The sequence below is a fragment of the Nostoc sp. LEGE 12454 genome (assembly GCF_056620565.1).
Window position 1 is genome coordinate 183946 of sequence record NZ_JBWQXL010000012.1, and the last position, 16889, is coordinate 200834.

The 16889-nt window shown below is 44.2% G+C and carries 14 protein-coding genes and 1 pseudogene; 10 read left to right on the forward strand and 5 right to left on the reverse strand.

Annotation, left to right across the window (positions count from 1 at the left end; all coding sequences use genetic code 11):
* Positions 1-79 precede the first annotated feature (79 nt).
* Both AC1F2U_RS15990 and AC1F2U_RS15995 read right to left on the reverse strand, forming a co-directional pair.
* Positions 80-634, reverse strand: a complete 555-nt coding sequence (locus AC1F2U_RS15990) for a RidA family protein (protein WP_480261981.1) — start codon at positions 632-634, stop codon at positions 80-82.
* A gap of 1038 nt (positions 635-1672) precedes the next feature.
* Entirely contained in the window at positions 1673-3322 is a 1650-nt protein-coding gene (locus tag AC1F2U_RS15995; protein ID WP_480261982.1) for a Ppx/GppA phosphatase family protein, read from the reverse strand.
* Between the two features lie 349 nt (positions 3323-3671).
* On the opposite strand from AC1F2U_RS15995, the gene AC1F2U_RS16000 reads away from it, so the two are divergent.
* Complete coding sequence (locus AC1F2U_RS16000; protein ID WP_480261983.1) at positions 3672-4553, forward strand: 4-hydroxybenzoate solanesyltransferase; 882 nt, start codon at positions 3672-3674, stop codon at positions 4551-4553.
* An 85-nt stretch (positions 4554-4638) separates the two neighbouring features.
* A complete protein-coding gene (locus AC1F2U_RS16005) occupies positions 4639-6393 on the forward strand; it encodes an asparagine synthetase B family protein (protein WP_480261984.1) in 1755 nt (584 codons plus the stop codon).
* A 123-nt stretch (positions 6394-6516) separates the two neighbouring features.
* Here the strand turns inward: AC1F2U_RS16005 and AC1F2U_RS16010 are convergent, their stop codons facing one another.
* Positions 6517-6681: a hypothetical protein gene (locus tag AC1F2U_RS16010; RefSeq protein WP_480261985.1), complete on the reverse strand. Its 165-nt coding sequence runs from the start codon at positions 6679-6681 to the stop codon at positions 6517-6519.
* A 653-nt stretch (positions 6682-7334) separates the two neighbouring features.
* Here AC1F2U_RS16010 and AC1F2U_RS16015 point away from each other — a divergent pair.
* From AC1F2U_RS16015 to tehA, 8 genes and pseudogenes are all read left to right on the forward strand, one after another.
* Entirely contained in the window at positions 7335-7622 is a 288-nt protein-coding gene (locus tag AC1F2U_RS16015; RefSeq protein ID WP_480261986.1) for a hypothetical protein, read from the forward strand.
* A gap of 342 nt (positions 7623-7964) precedes the next feature.
* A complete protein-coding gene (locus AC1F2U_RS16020; RefSeq protein WP_480261987.1) occupies positions 7965-9254 on the forward strand; it encodes an NAD(P)/FAD-dependent oxidoreductase in 1290 nt (429 codons plus the stop codon).
* Positions 9255-9411: 157 nt separating this feature from the next.
* Positions 9412-9882: a hypothetical protein gene (locus AC1F2U_RS16025; RefSeq protein WP_480261988.1), complete on the forward strand. Its 471-nt coding sequence runs from the start codon at positions 9412-9414 to the stop codon at positions 9880-9882.
* A gap of 181 nt (positions 9883-10063) precedes the next feature.
* Positions 10064-11092 (forward strand): phosphogluconate dehydrogenase (NAD(+)-dependent, decarboxylating), encoded by a 1029-nt coding sequence (gnd, locus tag AC1F2U_RS16030; RefSeq protein ID WP_480261989.1) that lies wholly within the window; start codon positions 10064-10066, stop codon positions 11090-11092.
* 55 nt (positions 11093-11147) lie between these two features.
* Positions 11148-11456: pseudogene (locus AC1F2U_RS16035) on the forward strand (glucose-6-phosphate dehydrogenase); the annotation flags it as partial.
* A gap of 10 nt (positions 11457-11466) precedes the next feature.
* Complete coding sequence (locus tag AC1F2U_RS16040; RefSeq protein WP_099102416.1) at positions 11467-11643, forward strand: DUF1427 family protein; 177 nt, start codon at positions 11467-11469, stop codon at positions 11641-11643.
* A gap of 512 nt (positions 11644-12155) precedes the next feature.
* Positions 12156-13103, forward strand: a complete 948-nt coding sequence (locus AC1F2U_RS16045) for a class I fructose-bisphosphate aldolase (RefSeq protein WP_480261990.1) — start codon at positions 12156-12158, stop codon at positions 13101-13103.
* A 262-nt stretch (positions 13104-13365) separates the two neighbouring features.
* On the forward strand, positions 13366-14343 hold the full coding sequence (gene tehA, locus AC1F2U_RS16050) for a dicarboxylate transporter/tellurite-resistance protein TehA (RefSeq protein WP_480261991.1): 978 nt from the start codon (positions 13366-13368) through the stop codon (positions 14341-14343).
* Between the two features lie 73 nt (positions 14344-14416).
* Here the strand turns inward: tehA and AC1F2U_RS16055 are convergent, their stop codons facing one another.
* The gene (locus AC1F2U_RS16055; protein WP_480261992.1) at positions 14417-15364 is read right to left on the reverse strand and encodes an L-lactate dehydrogenase; all 948 of its coding nucleotides are present in this window, start codon (positions 15362-15364) and stop codon (positions 14417-14419) included.
* Between the two features lie 75 nt (positions 15365-15439).
* Entirely contained in the window at positions 15440-16834 is a 1395-nt protein-coding gene (locus tag AC1F2U_RS16060) for a mercuric reductase (protein WP_480261993.1), read from the reverse strand.
* Positions 16835-16889 lie beyond the last annotated feature (55 nt).

Below are 16889 nucleotides of genomic sequence, written 5' to 3' on the forward strand. Positions count from 1 at the left end.
AGACTATTATTGATTGACAGTAGCGGAAGTTTATTACCCCGCCAACTGTTATTAGATAGGGTTATGTTATAACCAGTCCTCAACTACGGTTATCTGGAATTACCGCATAAGCATCAATTTCAAACAACATACCGTCAAGTGCAAGTCTAGGAACGGGAATAAGAGTGTTTGCTGGTGGTTGATTACCCCATAAATTTATAATTTCACGTCCTAATGGGATCAATTTATTTTGGTTGTGATCCACTATAAGAATAGTAGTTTTTGCAACATCTTGTGGTTGTGCCCCAACGGCTGCTAAGGCATAACGGAGGTTTTTAAAAGCCTGTATTAACTGCTTTTCAAATTCATTGGAGACAAGATTCCCTTGTAAATCGGAACCAAATTGACCAGAAATATAGACGGTTCTCGCCCTTGATGGTGTCACAGCTATATGGCTATAGCCATTTTGGGGTGCATTATATAATGTTGGTGGGTTCACCAATTTCAACTCTTTGTTGTCTTTAGCGCTCACTTCCTTTTGTGTTCCCACCATCAAGGCGGTAGTTATTCCACTACCTCCAAGCCACAAAAGTGCATTTCGTCGCGAGAAGTTTGCTACTAATGAATTTACAGCACTCCTAATAGGTCTAGTCATTAAAGCTCCTTAAATGTGAGTTCTCTATTTTTCTCATACTTAGTTTTATTATCTATCTAATCAAGCTAAAAAGCACTAGTTAGTAAATTTATTCAGTGCAATCACACAACCAATAAGCCTGGATAGGTTTCAGCTCCTTTAGCTTTCGATATGGATACAGTTAAAAGTTATACTAAGTCATGTTATTAACCCTCCAAAAACTGTATTAGGCGATCGCAGTGCCTCATATCTTGCACCTAGCCCTGGCGATTAGAAATCGCGGCTATACAAACAAAGTCCGCCTATCACGCTTTGCGCACCACGCGGACTAATGCAAAATCAAGGTTTTCAACCCGCGCAGGTGGTCACTGAGCGGCTGGTGAGCGGAGTCGAACCATGTCGTACCCCTCCGGGGAAGCAAGCTACGCGCAGCGTCTCCAAGAGTTGTGCGGGTTTTGCCTGTGTAGCCGCGACTTCCAGTGCAAGAGTGCAAGATATCAGGTGCCTGAATAACTTCAGAGCGCAAACAACAGCTACAGCAGTTTTCATCTATTTGAACCACACCTGTCGTAGGGGCGCAAGGCCAAAAGCCCCTACTTCTTTCTAAGCTTCTGCGCAAGTTTCTTTTGCAGCCCTCAATACTATGTCTGCATGATTACTTATTAAACTAGTGAAATTTTATATAAGGATATCTAAGTTTCCCGGCTTAGATATCCACTAGCAACATAACCTACATTTAATAGATTGTTAACTCTATTCTAATTACTATTTTTTGTTTTTAAATGCTTCTTGGGACAGTTATAAATTCGTCCTTAAGTTGGATGTCAAAATTAGATGCATATTTTAACCTAATGCAGGTTACAAATTTAATTAAGATTTTTATTATATAATAGAATGTTACTTGTTAATCATACCTTCCTAAAAATTTATTTAATAAATAAATTTTTCTGAGTTTTACCTTAAACTTTTATACTGAGACTAACTTCTCAAGCTGATTAGCGATCGCAAGCCTTATAAGCTATGTGCAGGTGCGTTACAGTAGTTAACGCACCCTAATTTCTAAGACAAGTTAGGAATACTAGACTTTTCTAAACTTGCTACTAATTTCACTCCAAATTCTTCCTCAAACACTCCTTTTTTATAATTTAAGCTCCAAAGTTCTAAATCACAATCATCATCCAATTGAGTGGGGAAAATTAGCAGATTGACTTGATGAAGTTGTGAATAATACTCACATTGTACTTGAGCAACCGCACCAATTTGTCGTCTATCTAATGCTACTGCCAATCTTAAAATTGCACTTAATTGACTAACAATTTGTCGCTGTTGTTTAGTCAGCAAACTTTGGTAGTTTTCATGTTTTTTCTTGGGCGGCGATTTGCGATGATAACGCGCTAAATTGGCAATGATTTCAATCTCGGTTTCTGTATAACCGAGTAATTCTCCATTGCGAATTAAATAGTAAGAGTGCTTGTGGTGAGACGAATGGCTAATATAATGACCGCAATTGTGTAATATTGCCGCTGCCCACAGCATTTGTCGCTCGTCAGTTCCCCAATGATGTAGAGTACCTTGAGTTTGGTCAAATAAACTCTCGGCAAATTTTGCCACGCGATCGCTGTATTCTAAGTTGATGTGGTATTTATCCGCCAGTTTGAGAACATTCCGTTCCCGAACTGAACTTTGGTAGCGCAGCTTATCTTCAATTAAACCGTGGGTTAGCATCCAGTCTACGATTACGCCTTCTCTCAGAGAACGCTCACAAACTGTAATCGATTCACTACCTAAAAGGGTCATTGCTTCTTGTAATATGACTGCGCCAGCGAGGATAACTTCAGGGCGCTTCTCTGGCATACCAGGAATTTCAGCCCTTTCGGAATTACTCAGTTTCCGCAAGCGATTTACCAACTCTTGCAAGTCTTGAAGACTAAATTGGTAGCCATTGAGAGTGGAAGGAATGACACCCGACTTTTCCCGTGCATGAATCATCGCTAGGGTTTCAATTGTGCCCGCCGTACCCACCAAACGCGGAGATTCCCCAGACTCTAGGTTTGCTAAGATTTCTTCTACAGAACGTTCCAACATCCCGTGTGCATAAGCTTGCAGATACTGGAACTCAGTGTTGCTGATGGGGTCAGTAGTGATTAACTCGCTAGTGAGTCGCACTGCACCAACTTTGGTACTGGTGAGAGTCCGGGCTTGATGACTATCGCCTAAAATCAATTCTGTGGAACCACCACCAATATCAATAATCATGTGGGGCTGGTTGTTAAATTCCATCCCCGACAGCACACCAAGATAAATTCGCCGCGCTTCTTCTTGACCAGAAATCAAGTTAACGCTTAAACCCAACTCCGTTTCTATTGTGTGCAAAAAATCTTTACCATTGGGCGCTTCTCGCACAGCACTAGTTGCTACAGCGATGATTGTTTCAGCGTTGATAGTTTTGGCAACTTCTTGAAAGCGTCCTAAAGCCGCGATCGCCTTTTTAACGATCTCTGGTTTGAGTTCTCCAGTGGTAAGATTGCGATCGCCAAGCCTCACAGTTTCCTTTTCTTTAGCAATAATGCTGAAAGCTGGTAGTGTGGGGTCAATCTTGACTACTACCATGTGTAGAGAATTTGTTCCCAGGTCAATGGCAGCAATAATCCGATGTTGCTTAGATGGTTGAGTAGGAATACTCTCCCAGCTAGAAACTAAATTCAGCATCTAGTTTTCTCTCTTTATTAAGAAATGATGGCAAACGGTGATACGTCGGGGTAGCTAGCACTGATATTTATGACAACACACTTGCTCAGACTGAGTGCTGTTAGCGGTAGCAGGGCCTTGAGCCAGTACTGAATATTGAGTAAATTAAAAAATACTCAGCATTCGCCACTCAGCTTGATCGAGGGTAACTGAGCTATGTCTATTTACCCTACTATTTATAACCTGAGTGACTATTTAAAGATATTTAAAGTTGTCACTTTGGGTTATGTTTTTACAAATAACAAATAACGTTATTCTATAGATGTAAAGAAGTGTGAATTCATCTCTCTAAAGTTATTTGTTGATTTCTATGTTAACGACGCCAGAACGCCCCCAGTCACCAATTTGGCTTGTAATTATCCGGCTATTACGCTGGCATAAACCAGAAGGGCGGTTAATTTTAATGATTCCTGCCCTTTGGGCTGTGTTTTTGGCAGCTTCAGGAAAACCGCCTTTACCTCTGGTTGGTGTGATTATATTGGGTACTCTAGCCACGAGTGCGACTGGGTGTGTTGTCAACGATTTGTGGGATCGGGATATCGATCCAGAAGTGGAGAGAACACGCGATCGCCCCCTCGCTTCTCGCGCCTTATCTGTGAAAGTTGGGATTGTAGTTGCGATCGTCTCTTTAGCGTGTGCAGCAGTCTTGGCCTTTTATCTTAACCCCCTGAGTTTCTGGTTATGCGTGGCAGCAGTGCCTGTAATTTTGCTTTATCCAGGTGCAAAACGGGTGTTTCCCGTACCGCAACTGGTGCTTTCCATCGCTTGGGGTTTTGGGGTATTGATTAGCTGGAGTGCAGTAACGCAAAGCATTTCTCAACCAACTTGGTTGCTTTGGGGCGCGACAGTACTGTGGACATTGGGATTTGATACAGTTTACGCCATGAGCGACAAGGAAGACGATCGCCGCATTGGTGTTAATTCTAGCGCCCTATTTTTTGGTAATTATGCCCCTCTAGCCATTGGAATTTTCTTTGCTGGCACAATTTTGTTATTGTCTTGGTTAGGCGTAGTTATACATCTGCACTTAGCCTTCTGGATTAGCCTTGCAGTTGCTACTATCGGCTGGGTTTGGCAGTCTCTGCGATTAAGAGAGCCACACTTACCTAATTCTGCTTATGGTAAGATGTTCCAGCAAAACGTGTGGATTGGTTTTATTTTACTTGCTGGGATGATTGCTGGATCTTTATAAGGAGGCAGGGGGCAGGAGGCAGGAGGCAGGAGGCTCAGTTGGAACCTGCGTTTAAAAAGGTTGGATTATGCGTTGAAAATTTCCCATGCTGTTTGATGCGTTTAAAAATCGTAAATCTCCTAAAATCAAATTCATCAAAACTAACCCAACCTGGCGCGTAGCATGGGGAACAGTTGATGCAAACTATGAAAATATAGCTTGGCGAGATGAAAAAATTGTTGTAATTTTACCACCCACAACTTCAGAATTTCCGACGGAGAAATTAGCAATCAGTTCTAGAGGACGATTTGTTGTTGTTGGTGATGTTTGGTTAACTAACCGAGTGCAGTTGCTGCAAAAGTTGGGAATTGAACCAGATAGCTTTCAAGGAAGTTCTCTGCAACTGCTGGCCAATCTTTGGGAACGATGGGGCAATGAAAGTCTTAGCCAACTTGTGGGGATGTTTGCGCTAGTGGTTTGGGATAGAGAGAAACAGGTGTTGAGATTGGTTCGCGATCGCATCGGTGTTCGCACTCTCTATTACACTACTACTGGTTCAGTTCGTTGGATTGCGCCTCAACTGAGAACTTTAGCACCCCATCGTTCATCCGATTTAGATTTAGTGGCGTTGCGAGATTATCTTTGTTGTGCCTTTGTTCCCGGCGAACGAACCCTTTGGGAACAAGTGCGAGAACTGCGACCTGGAACCGTTTTAGAATTTCCCGACCGCAAAGTTACAGCTTATTGGCAGCTTCAAGAACAGATTACAGCAATAGATCGATCCTTAGCATGGCATGGCGATCGCTTGCGAGAACTCCTAGAGCTAGTTGTTCAAGAATATTTACCACCAGCAGATGAACCCGTTGGCGTTTTTCTTTCTGGTGGTTTGGATTCTAGCAGTATCACTGCTTTAGTAGCAAAATTCCACAAAGCACCAGTCCACACTTTCTCGATTCATTTTGGTTCGGAATGTCCCAATGAGTTAGAATTTTCCAGTCTCGTTGCATCCCATTGTCAGACGCAGCACCACATTTTAGAAATTACTTTTAAGGATATGTGGTCACGTCTGCCGGAAGCAATGGCTTATTTAGATGACCCCATTGGCGACCCACTAACTGTTCCTAACCTGCTGCTGGGACGACTGGCGAGAGAAAGCGTAGAAGTAGTTTTAAATGGTGAAGGTGGCGACCCTTGTTTTGGCGGGCCAAAAAATCAGCCGATGTTAATTAATAGTTTATATGGCTCTGTCACCAATCAGGATGCATTGCAAGCTTATTTAATATCCTTCCAAAAGTGCGCTGTTGACTTACCGCAACTTTTAAAACCAGAAGTTTGGACAGCAGTACAAACAGCACCTTGGATTTTTGCAGAAGATTTATATTCCCAAGCAAACTATCTGAATCGTTTGATGGCAATGAATATCAAATTTAAAGGTGCTGACCAAATTTTGACGAAAGTCAGTAACTTGACTCAAGCTGCTCTTTTGCAAGGTCGTTCTCCTCTGTTTGACCAACGAATAGTAGACTTAAGCATGGAGATCCCTCCAGAGTATAAGCTTTCTGGAGTGGAAGAAAAAGCAGTTTTAAAGCAAGCGAGCGCAGATATTTTACCAGACACAATTATTCATCGTCCCAAAAGTGGCATGATGGTTCCGGTGCAGTTAGGATTTCGGAAATATTGGCAGCAAGAAGCCAGAGATTTATTGCTCAATCGAAATGCATGTATTACTCCTTACTTAAACCAGTTGCCAATTCGTAATTGGTTAAACTATCAAGGAGATACTTGGAGTCGGTATGGAGTAAAGCTGTGGTTGCTTGCTAGTTTAGAAATTTGGTTACAAGTAAATCAAAAAGCACAGTAGTGAAAGCAACAAAAAGATACGCCATAACTAAGTTGGGTGGGAACAACGCGATTTTCTGAAGTCGGCCAAGAAACGAGCGATCGCTAAAACAGAGGTTTCAGTAGCTAGTTAGAATAAATACTTTTAGACTAGAGTTAATACTGAAAAGAAACGGTAGATGTCCACAGTGTAGTAGTAAATTTGACCGGGGCGCTTCAAGGATGCATTGGGTAACGCCGCTAAGTTGTCTAACCCAATATCAATGCCTGCTACCCAATCTGGGTTTAATTGTTGTGGTGTTGCCTCCAACTCATAAACTACTTCAATGATGTACTGTCCACATCTAGGAATTAGTCTTAGAGCCTATTTTATTAGCCCAAATTTTTGCCAAGCTCACTTCTTTGGGACGTATCCATTCCCTTTCCACAGGCGTTGAACCCTCGTAAATTGGCTAAGGTATTGAACTTTAGTATGAATTTAGATTCCAACCTTAGTTGGAGCTAACCTTACATTGATATATGGACTGATTCATCAATCATTGTATTGTACAAAAGTCTCAACTTTGAGTGGACGACAAGTTAGAGTTAATTGCATATATTTAACTCAGGCAATTATTGAGAGTAATTTAGTTGCAATATTTCAGTTTACTTGACACAAAGAGAGTAAGAAGAGGGTTGTATGCTCAACGCTGATGTTGAACATACAGTATCAGTGAGGTTTGACCGTGACCTGATATTTCCCAATTCCTGCCTGATATATCTAAAAAAGTGTACATTGCTCGCATCAATGTTCGCGTTTTGGCAACAGCACGATCGGCTTTACGTCATCGTCAGATCAATTGTGTTATTGATTCTTATTCATGGTCTTCTAGCAACAGAATAATTTCTCAGTATTTCAAACAGCTTGGATCATTTATTAATTGAGTCAGTAATCTCAATCAATATTTCGTTGAGGATAATTTTATGACACGTATGCCATTACGAGTTGAAGATGATTTTGAGTATTCCAAAGTTCCACCTCAGAGTAACTTTTTTGGAAATTCTCCTATTAATCATGCACTCACTGCTGTCGCCCAAGAAGTCGCTAGATTGCTTCAACAAGCAAATCCTGTTCAAGCTGATGGCAGCAACCACGCTGAAACAATTGCAATTCGAGCCATAGAACCGGAATACAGCCAAATCCTTACTATTGAAACGTTGACTGAGCGAGAGTTAGAGTCAAATCTATGTCAGACAAATACGAAGCTGTGAACATTTTTCCATCTCATGTGAAAGCAGAAACCGCCTGTGCAAATGAAGGCTTTTCCCATCTAGTAATTCGTTTGGACTAGTTTTTCTGCCTCGTTCAAGAGTAGGGTAAATATTAAGTAATGAGTAATGAGTAACGAGTAATGAGTAAATATCCGTTTCTGATCCACTTATTACTTATTACTTCAGAATCCCCGACCGTTTACGACGGGGATGAGTTCAAATAATGTTGCTATCTGTGGCGATCGTAGTTGATTGCTTATCCATCTTTAATTGAGCAAAGAGAGCGACATTGTTAAGCCGTTGGTTAAATTGCTTGCTGCTGTTTATTAACCACTTCCTAAAATGAATTCTTCTCGCCCCACAGTGATTATCGGAGCAGGCTTTGCAGGTCTTTTTACAGCCTTGCATCTGCGTCATCAGCAAGACTTGCGCTCGATCATTTTGATCGATCCACAAGAACGGTTTGTCTTCAAGCCAATGTTGTATGAACTATTGACAGGTGAATTTTCAGAAGATACCGTTTGTCCGACTTATAAAGAATTGCTGCAAGGCAGTGATATCAACTTTGTACAGGACAAAGTAGTGGCGATCAACCTGCAAGAAAAACGTCTTAAGTTAGCTTCTGGCTCAGATTATATCTACGATCATCTAGTCTTAGCTGTTGGCAGTATTCAGGGTTATTTAGGAACAGAGGGCGCACAAAAAAACGCATTCGCATTTCGGACACAAGAGAACGCGATCGCTCTGGAACACCAGTTACGAGAATGTTTGCAACGTGCTAGCCAAACGGATGACGAAACACAACGGCGATCGCTCCTCACGTTTGCTGTCGTTGGCGCAGGCCCGACAGGGGTAGAAATGGCGGCAACCCTGGCAGATTTGTTGCCCAACTGGTACGCCCAACTCGGCGGCGATATTCGTCAGATTCGCATTGTCTTAATCAATCATGGCAAGACGATTCTCGCAGGCGATGTCAACACGGGTTTGCAGGAAGAGGCTCTCCAAGCTTTCAGAACTCGAACAGTACCTGTTGAGTTGATATTAGGCGTAGGGGTGAAAGCTGTTAATAAAGACTACCTGGAGTATCAACCTGCCAACAGCACTGAGATAAAAACGCTGTTGACTCAAACCACTATCTGGACAGCCGGGACTGCCGTGAACCCACTCATCCAAAATCTCAAGTCCCAAATTCCCGCAGATCACCTGGATAAGCATGGGCTACCGCTTGTCAACTCAACTCTGCAACTGCTGGATTTTCCAGAAGTGTTTGCCGCAGGCGATTGCGCGGACGTGCAGCCACAACTCTTACCAGCTCTAGCGCAGGTGGCATATCAGCAAGGTGCGAGCATTGCCCACAATTTGATTGCCCTTGCTAAAGGAGCATCCCCTAGCCCAGCCCATGTGAATCTTCGGGGTACGCTAATGAAATTGGGTTTAGGAAATGGGGTAGCAAGCTTGTTTCACAAAGTGCAGATAACTGGCAAACTTGGCGATCTAATTCGCAGTGCAGCGTATTTGGAAATGCTGCCCACCCCACTGCATGACTTTAAGGCAACCACAGAATGGCTGAAGGAAGAAACTTTCCATCGCTATCACAGACCCAAGATAAAGCCAGAAACCATCGCAAAATAGCCTCTCTCTTCGGTTGAACAACGAGAGCGATCGCTCATCCATCTGTGTATGCCACTGGATTAGAGTGGACAACCCCCTCACCGCCGCCAAGCAAAAACTTTTTACCACATTCCATGTAAAGCCGTCCTTTATGACGGCGTTTCTACCCATTTTTCTGATGAAGACACGAACAACAAAACGATTAGTTGGTGGAATCTTAACGATTGGCATGATTGGACTGCTACACTCGCAGCCGCTCTTCGCGTTTACAGTCAGCCAAGCTCAACCAAATCCCTCTCAAGACTATGTACTTTCCTATCGGGGCAGTTGGACGGGAACCTTCCGTACTGTCGGTTCTCAGGGGCAGATACTCGTATTTATCGATCCTGCCGGCAAACTGTACGGAAGTTTGAAGTCTAATGATGGTGAGAACTTTGCTCAAATTAGCGGTTATCATCGCGGAAGTAAGTTTCATCTGGTTTTCACCCCTCCACCCAGCAGCCTTAACCAGTTTGGCACCGCTAGTCCTTATACCGTTGATGCAACCGCAAAGTGGGAGCAAGGGGTGAGTCGATTTGTCATCTCAGCCCCAACTAGAACGGGTCACTCACAATTATATACATTTGAGAAATCAATCGATAATCGATAAAACAATACATCGAACGGAGTTGCGATCGCTTCTGGCGAGGCTTAAGCCCATCGCCTCCCTTTTGCACAGGTGATGTACTTGAGCAGGAAAGATGAAATATTGCTGTTCTGTTAATGAACCAGAATCTTATCTCTAATCAGAACCGACTCTATGCAAACGAGAATTACATTGGAGAAAAATTATGCAGATGGGAGTGATTGGTCTGGGACGTATGGGTGCGAACATTGTTCGGCGACTGCTGCAAAACAACCATGAATGTGTGGTGTTCAATCGCACACCTGACAAAGTGAAACTGCTTACATCAGAAGGGGCGATCGGCACTTACAGCTTGGATGATTTTGTCCAGAAGCTCGATAAACCTCGTGCGATTTGGTTGATGGTGCCAGCCGGAGAACCAACCGAGAAGATGGTGAAGGAACTGGCTGCAAAACTGGATTCCGGCGATATCTTAATTGATGGCGGCAACTCTTACTACATTGACGATATTCGACGGGCAAACGATCTGATGCAAAAGGGCATTCACTACTTAGATGTGGGAACCAGTGGCGGAGTATGGGGTTTAGAGCGGGGTTATTGCATGATGATTGGTGGATCTGAGATGGCGGTTCAGTATCTCGATCCCATTTTTAAATCATTAGCTCCCGGACGGGGTGATATTCCGCGTACTGCTGGACGGGAAAAGGTAGGCGGTACGGCTGAAGAAGGCTATCTGCACTGCGGATCGAATGGGGCGGGGCATTTTGTCAAGATGGTGCATAATGGCATCGAATATGGCTTGATGGCAGCCTACGCAGAAGGATTGAATATCTTGCATCACGCCAATGTGGGTAAGCAAAACCGTGTGGCTAATGCTGAAACGGCCCCCCTCCGCAATCCTGAACATTATCAGTATGACTTTAATCTGCCTGATATTGCCGAAGTTTGGCGACGGGGCAGTGTAATTGCCTCCTGGCTACTGGATCTAACTGCGATCGCCCTCCTGGAACAACCAGACCTATCAGGCTTTGGGGGGCGCGTGTCTGATTCAGGCGAAGGACGCTGGACGATCGCAGCCGCCATTGACGAAGGTACTCCTGTCCCTGTACTCAGCGCAGCCTTGTATCAACGGTTTAGCTCACGCGGCGAAAATGATTTTGCGGATAAGCTGTTGTCTGCCATGCGTTTCCAGTTTGGCGGACACGTAGAACAACAGGCGGAAATAAAATCATGACGATCGCCACTGCACCTCAGTCTCAAGTTGAAAGCTCGGTTCATCCAGCTGAACCTTTTGCAACATCATCGCGCAACTCGGTTCGGCTGGAATGGTTAAGGAAGAAGACGAACAATGGCGGCGCGTCATTATTGAAAAACCATTTGGACGCCATCTAAATTCTGCTCGCACCCTAAATTAAAATATCAGTTGCGTACTGAAGGAAAGCCAAATTTACCGTATCGATAACTACCTGGGCAAAGAAACTGTCTAGAATATTATGGTGTTTCGCTTTGGGAATGGACTGTTTGAGCCTATCTGGAATCGTAATAATATCGACTACGTGCAGATTACTATGGCGGAAACGGTGGGAGTTGAAAGCAGGGGCAATTGTAATGGATTTCAAACAAGCAGGTTTATCTCTATTAGGTGGCTGGATTATCGGTGTGGTGTTTATGGCGACAAAGCTACCCGCACCTGTTCCTCCACTTATGGGGTTAATTGGAGCAGCCGGTGTACTGCTCGGTGGTTATTGCTACGAAATTATTGCCAGACTTCTGATGAAACAATAACTATGGTGCAAAAGCAAGCTCAGTTCGTAACGACATCCTAAGCTAATCGTCATTCATTTTTCTAGAATGATTCGCTCGTAGTAAGGGCTTCAGCCCTGCTTTTATTATGCAACTTAAATGCTGATTAGCTTACGGAGAGGAAAAATTCGCCAATGCAGTCGAACAGTTTATTTTAGGAAGCAATGCCGCAGACATCCGCAAAAAGCGTCTTCGATCAACGCTTTAGCGCTGCAATGAATGAAACAGTCTGTCTATGCTGTTCTAGTAGTCTGCCAAGGTAACTTTGCGTAGTGGCAAGCAGGGGAGCAGGGGAGCAGAGGAGACGCTTATACCAAGTTATTTCCCCTCTGCCCCTCTGCTAACCACCATGCAAAGTTGACTTGCCAGACTACTAGTTTACTCCTGTGGCACATTCGTCACCATCAGATGCATTGGTTTTGCCGACGCTGTTGGCAAGATATGTCGTAAGCCCAAAGGAAAGAAGTTTTACCAATAATTTTAGGAGAAACACAATGACTCATCGAGTAAAAGAAATTCTCAGTTGGTATGGCAGCGACAATCCCGGAACGTTAACTAATTTAGCCCGGTTGCTGAATCATGGCAAACTAGCTGGAACTGGCAAAGTCGTCATGCTGCCTGTGGATCAAGGCTTTGAGCATGGGCCAGCTAGCAGTTTTGCGCCCAATCCACCAGCCTACGATCCTCGCTATCATTTTGAGTTAGCGATCGCAGCAGGATGCAATGCCTATGCCGCACCGTTAGGATTTTTGGAAGCGGGGGCGCGAGAATTTGCAGGTGAAATTCCCCTAATTCTGAAAGCCAACGATCGCGATATGTTACTAGCTGAGTCAGATCCAACGCAAGCACTCACTGGCAGCGTGGAGGATGCGCTGAGGTTAGGATGTGTGGGGATCGGTTTCACTATCTATCCAGGTTCAGCCCATCGGTTTGAGATGTATCAGCAGATTCGAGCCTGTGCCGAGGTAGCAAAGCGGCATGGATTGGTCGTGATGATTTGGTCTTATGCGCGGGGATCGGGTTTAAGTAAAGTGGGTGAGACAGCGATCGATGTGATTGGCTATGCGGCTCAGATTGCGGCTCAATTGGGCGCTCACATCATCAAAGTGAAACTGCCCAACGAACACGTTGAACAGGATGCAGCCCGCAAGGTATATGAGCAAGAGCAAATTCCGATCGCAACATTATCTGAACGAGTGCATCATGTGGTGCAATGTGCGTTTAACGGACGGCGGATTGTCATTTTTTCGGGTGGGCCGATCGACAGTGATGATGCTTTCCTCAATGAAGTTCGTGCCATTCATGCCGGACATGGATTTGGTTCGATAATCGGACGCAATTCTTTCCAGCGTTCCAAGCCAGATGCACTGCGATTGCTCAACACAATCATGGATATTTACAGTGGACAGTCTGAGACCATTCGCACTCCTGTACTGACCTAATTTGTCTATCAAAACAGCCTAAAAATTGGGTTTTTTGTCTCTATAGGACTTACGCAAAAATAGCCCAAAAGCTTAATTTGTCGAACCGCCTTCGCGCAGCGTCTCGTAGAGAAGACGCCAAGAACGCCGAGAGTTCGTAAAGTGTGCGTAAGTCCTATCTATTACGAACCGACTCCTCACCTTGAAGCAATCTTCCCTACCCCAATATGCCTGACTTTTTTCATCGCTTGCATCTCTCTACTGCTGCCAGGAAAGCTAGATCATGAGAAAATCACGTCCAAAGCCTACCCTATTGAAAGATTATCGTGCCATCATTCCTGCTTCCTTTTTTGGCATGATTCTGGGTTTGGCAGGATTAGGTAGTTGCTGGCGAGTAGCTGCTAAACTTTGGCACTTGCCTACCTGGATTAGCGAAGCAATTATGTTGCTGACAATTGCAATCTGGCTCGTGTTGTTGCTGCTTTATGTGGGTAAATGGCTGTGGGCGAGAGCAGATGCCTTAGCTGAATTTGAGCATCCTATTTTGTGTTGCTTTATCAGCTTAGTGCCTGTGTCTACGATACTTGTGGCGCTAGCGATCGCACCCTACTCTCGTGCGATCGCCATCACATTATTTGTTGTCGGTGCAATTGGGCAGTTAAGCTTTGGCGTGTATCGTTCCGGTCAGCTATGGATGGGAGGACGTAAGCCAGAAATAATTACACCCATTCTCTACCTCTCTACAGTCGCGGGTAGTTTTGTCAGTGCGATCGTTGCTAGTACCCTCGGTTATCGAGAATGGGGCCCGTTGTTTTTTGGAGGAGGGCTGTTTTCGTGGCTAGCACTGGAGTCGATGATTATGCAGCGCCTCTACTTGTTAGAAGCGTTGCCTAAACCACTACGTCCAACGCTGGGCATTCAACTTGCCCCCCCTGCTGTTGGCTGTGTTGCTTATTTGAGTCTCACCAGTGGTCAGCCCGATGCCTTTGCTCAGTTCCTCTTCGGCTATGGACTGTTTCAAGGACTGATTCTACTGCGGCTGCTACCGTGGTTATTTCAACAACCCTTTACAGCTACCTACTGGGCATTCACCCTCGGCATTGCCGCCTTGTCGCTGGCATCCTTGCGCCTTGTTGAACGCGGCATGACTGGAGTGATGCAAGAATTGGCACTACTGCTATTCATTGGCGCAAATATTGCGATCGGCAGTATTGCTCTAGGGACAGTGCGGCTCTTGCTGCGGGGCAAATTACTAAGCTAACGATCGTTCATTTTTCCAGAACATATTGGGATGTAATGTCGAGTATGTTGTTTAATAGGGTTCCAATTTGATTTTAATTATGCAAAAAATTATAGGCTTCATTGAGTTTGTTGGCTGATTCTTCTAATAAGCGTTGTTCATGAGCATTTCTTGATAACAGCAATTGGCGCTCAATACCTGTTGAGCCAATGATACATGGAAGTCCAAAAACAACTTCACTGCCAACTCCATAGTTAGAATCTGCTCTAGCCGATACTGGAAATATCTGCTTTTCATCTCGCAGGATGGTATCAACTAACTGACAAACTACTGTTGATATACCATAGCTTGTATTTCCTTTGCGTTCAAAAATGCTATGACCTCGTTTACGAGTTAACTGTGCGTACTCTTGCTGAATTTGTTCTAGCGTTGCCCCTTGTGGTATGGGAAATTCAGTTAATAGAATTCCCCCAATAAATGCACTAGACCAAACGACAAATTGACTGTCTCCATGCTCTCCAATCACATAAGCATGAATGTCTTGTTTTGCAACATTCAGTTGCTTTCCAAGTTGATATCTCAGTCTAGCAGTATCAAGAACAGTTCCCGAACCGAAAATTAGATTTTCTGCTCTGGTGGAAGTAGCTTGAGCAATCCGCGTGAGTACATCCACTGGATTGCTAATGATAAGTACGATTGAATTCGGTGCAACTCGATCCAATTCTTTGATTGCCAAACGTATAATCTCTGCATTGTCGCTCAATGTATCTAATCGGGTCTGTCCAAGTTTTGGCTGTACCCCAGCAGTCACAATAATGATATCTGAATCAGCTAAATCTTCATACTGGTTTGATGGTATAATTTCCATCTCTTTGAGTAGGGGAATGCTGTCTTCAATGTCCCATACTTGTCCTTCAGCTTTTGATAAAGTTCGGTCAAAAAGGACAACCCTTACACATCTACCGAGTAAAACTAAAGCATTTGCAACGTCTGCACCTACATTACCTGCACCAATAATACCGACTTTAGATGTTTTACTCATGATGCTATATCTACTTTTTTCAAGAGTGAAATGTCGTTTGTTTGGTAAATCCTTGGGTCTGCAATTGCTGTCTTCTTACAACTTGGAAAACAATATATTTAACCCTTCGGTCATCGTGGGATGAGTCAAAATACCATCGCGCAGAACGGTGTAGGGCATCTGAGCTTGCATCACCATCTGCACCGTTGAAATCACTTCACCTGCTTCATGACACAACAGGGAACACCCTAGTATACGACCTGTATCTGCATCCACGATCGCCTTTAGCAGTCCATCGGTTTGACCGAGTGTTCTTGCTCTGGGAACGGCTGACACATCGATTTTCGCCACGCGGATGGCATATCCTTGTTGCTGTGCTTCAGTTTCGGTTAAACCCACATGAGCCAGTTCTGGATCGATGAAAAGACACGATGGAACCAGGCGATCCCGTGTACTACGGTTGCCCCCATTAATTAAATTAGCTTTGATAATGCGATAATCATCGAGCGATATATGAGTGTATTGCGGGCCGCCGTTGATGTCGCCTAACGCCCAAATTCCGGGTACATTTGTCTCTAAGCGATCGTTGACTTGAATAAATCCGCGTGTATTGGTTGCCACACCAGCAGCAGCTAAATTTAAGCTCTCGATATTGGGCGCACGACCAACGGCGACGAGCAAATGCGACCCTTTAAGGGTGATTTCACGATCGCCAACTTGGATTTGTAGGATGGTTTCATTATCAGTGCGATCGATCCTTAACACCTTCGCCTTCAGCAAGAATTCAATACCATCTTGTTCTAGCAGTGTTTGAACTGCGATCGCTATATCTGGATCTTGCTGTGACAGGATTTGCTCACTTTGCCCAATGACAGTAACGCCAGAGCCAAAGCGCCGAAACATCTGGGCAAACTCTAAACCAATATAGCCACTACCGAGAACTATCAGGTGCTCAGGCAAATATTCTAGCTCCATAATCGACTCACTCGTTAAAAACTCAACTTCTGTGAGTCCGGGTACAGATGGAATTAACGGTCGTGTGCCTGTATTAATAAATAAGCGTTCGGCGGTAAGTAAGCGATTGTTCCCCTCAGTCGTCGTCACTTCAATCGTTTTGGGAGCAACAAAGCGGGCTGTACCAATGATCAGTTCGTGACCCAAAGCAGTTTCTAAATTGTGCAAGTTCATTTCACGCATCCCTTGCACAACCGATCGTTTTCGTTGGATCACCTCTGCTAAATTAACGCTGGGTGTATTGGTTTTAAGCCCATAAGCGGTACTTTTTCGCACTGTGTTTGCTACATTGGCACTCGCCACCATAGTTTTAGTAGGAATGCAGGCAATATTAATGCACCCGCCACCAATCATGTTTAAGCTGCGTTCAACCAGAGCGGTTTTACGTCCGTCAGCGACTAACGCCGGTGCAAGTGTTTTACCCGCCTTGCCGCCGCCGATAATAATGTCGTCATAGTGTTGAGTGTCCACTTCCATATCCTTTGGGTTTGATCGGGTGAATACGATTTCTAGAAGTTGTTTGTTATGAATT

What these genes read in the sequence shown, in the direction of transcription:
- AC1F2U_RS16040 (WP_099102416.1), top strand. Translation starts at nt 11,467, where the DNA reads ATGGATTTCAAACAAGCAGGTTTATCTCTATTAGGTGGCTGGATTATC.
- AC1F2U_RS16055 (WP_480261992.1), bottom strand. Translation starts at nt 15,364, where the DNA reads ATGAGTAAAACATCTAAAGTCGGTATTATTGGTGCAGGTAATGTAGGT.
- AC1F2U_RS16005 (WP_480261984.1), top strand. Translation starts at nt 4,639, where the DNA reads ATGCTGTTTGATGCGTTTAAAAATCGTAAATCTCCTAAAATCAAATTC.
- AC1F2U_RS16015 (WP_480261986.1), top strand. Translation starts at nt 7,335, where the DNA reads ATGACACGTATGCCATTACGAGTTGAAGATGATTTTGAGTATTCCAAA.
- AC1F2U_RS16000 (WP_480261983.1), top strand. Translation starts at nt 3,672, where the DNA reads ATGTTAACGACGCCAGAACGCCCCCAGTCACCAATTTGGCTTGTAATT.
- AC1F2U_RS16020 (WP_480261987.1), top strand. Translation starts at nt 7,965, where the DNA reads ATGAATTCTTCTCGCCCCACAGTGATTATCGGAGCAGGCTTTGCAGGT.
- AC1F2U_RS15990 (WP_480261981.1), bottom strand. Translation starts at nt 634, where the DNA reads ATGACTAGACCTATTAGGAGTGCTGTAAATTCATTAGTAGCAAACTTC.
- gnd (WP_480261989.1), top strand. Translation starts at nt 10,064, where the DNA reads ATGCAGATGGGAGTGATTGGTCTGGGACGTATGGGTGCGAACATTGTT.
- AC1F2U_RS16045 (WP_480261990.1), top strand. Translation starts at nt 12,156, where the DNA reads ATGACTCATCGAGTAAAAGAAATTCTCAGTTGGTATGGCAGCGACAAT.
- AC1F2U_RS16060 (WP_480261993.1), bottom strand. Translation starts at nt 16,834, where the DNA reads ATGGAAGTGGACACTCAACACTATGACGACATTATTATCGGCGGCGGC.
- AC1F2U_RS15995 (WP_480261982.1), bottom strand. Translation starts at nt 3,322, where the DNA reads ATGCTGAATTTAGTTTCTAGCTGGGAGAGTATTCCTACTCAACCATCT.
- AC1F2U_RS16025 (WP_480261988.1), top strand. Translation starts at nt 9,412, where the DNA reads ATGAAGACACGAACAACAAAACGATTAGTTGGTGGAATCTTAACGATT.
- tehA (WP_480261991.1), top strand. Translation starts at nt 13,366, where the DNA reads ATGAGAAAATCACGTCCAAAGCCTACCCTATTGAAAGATTATCGTGCC.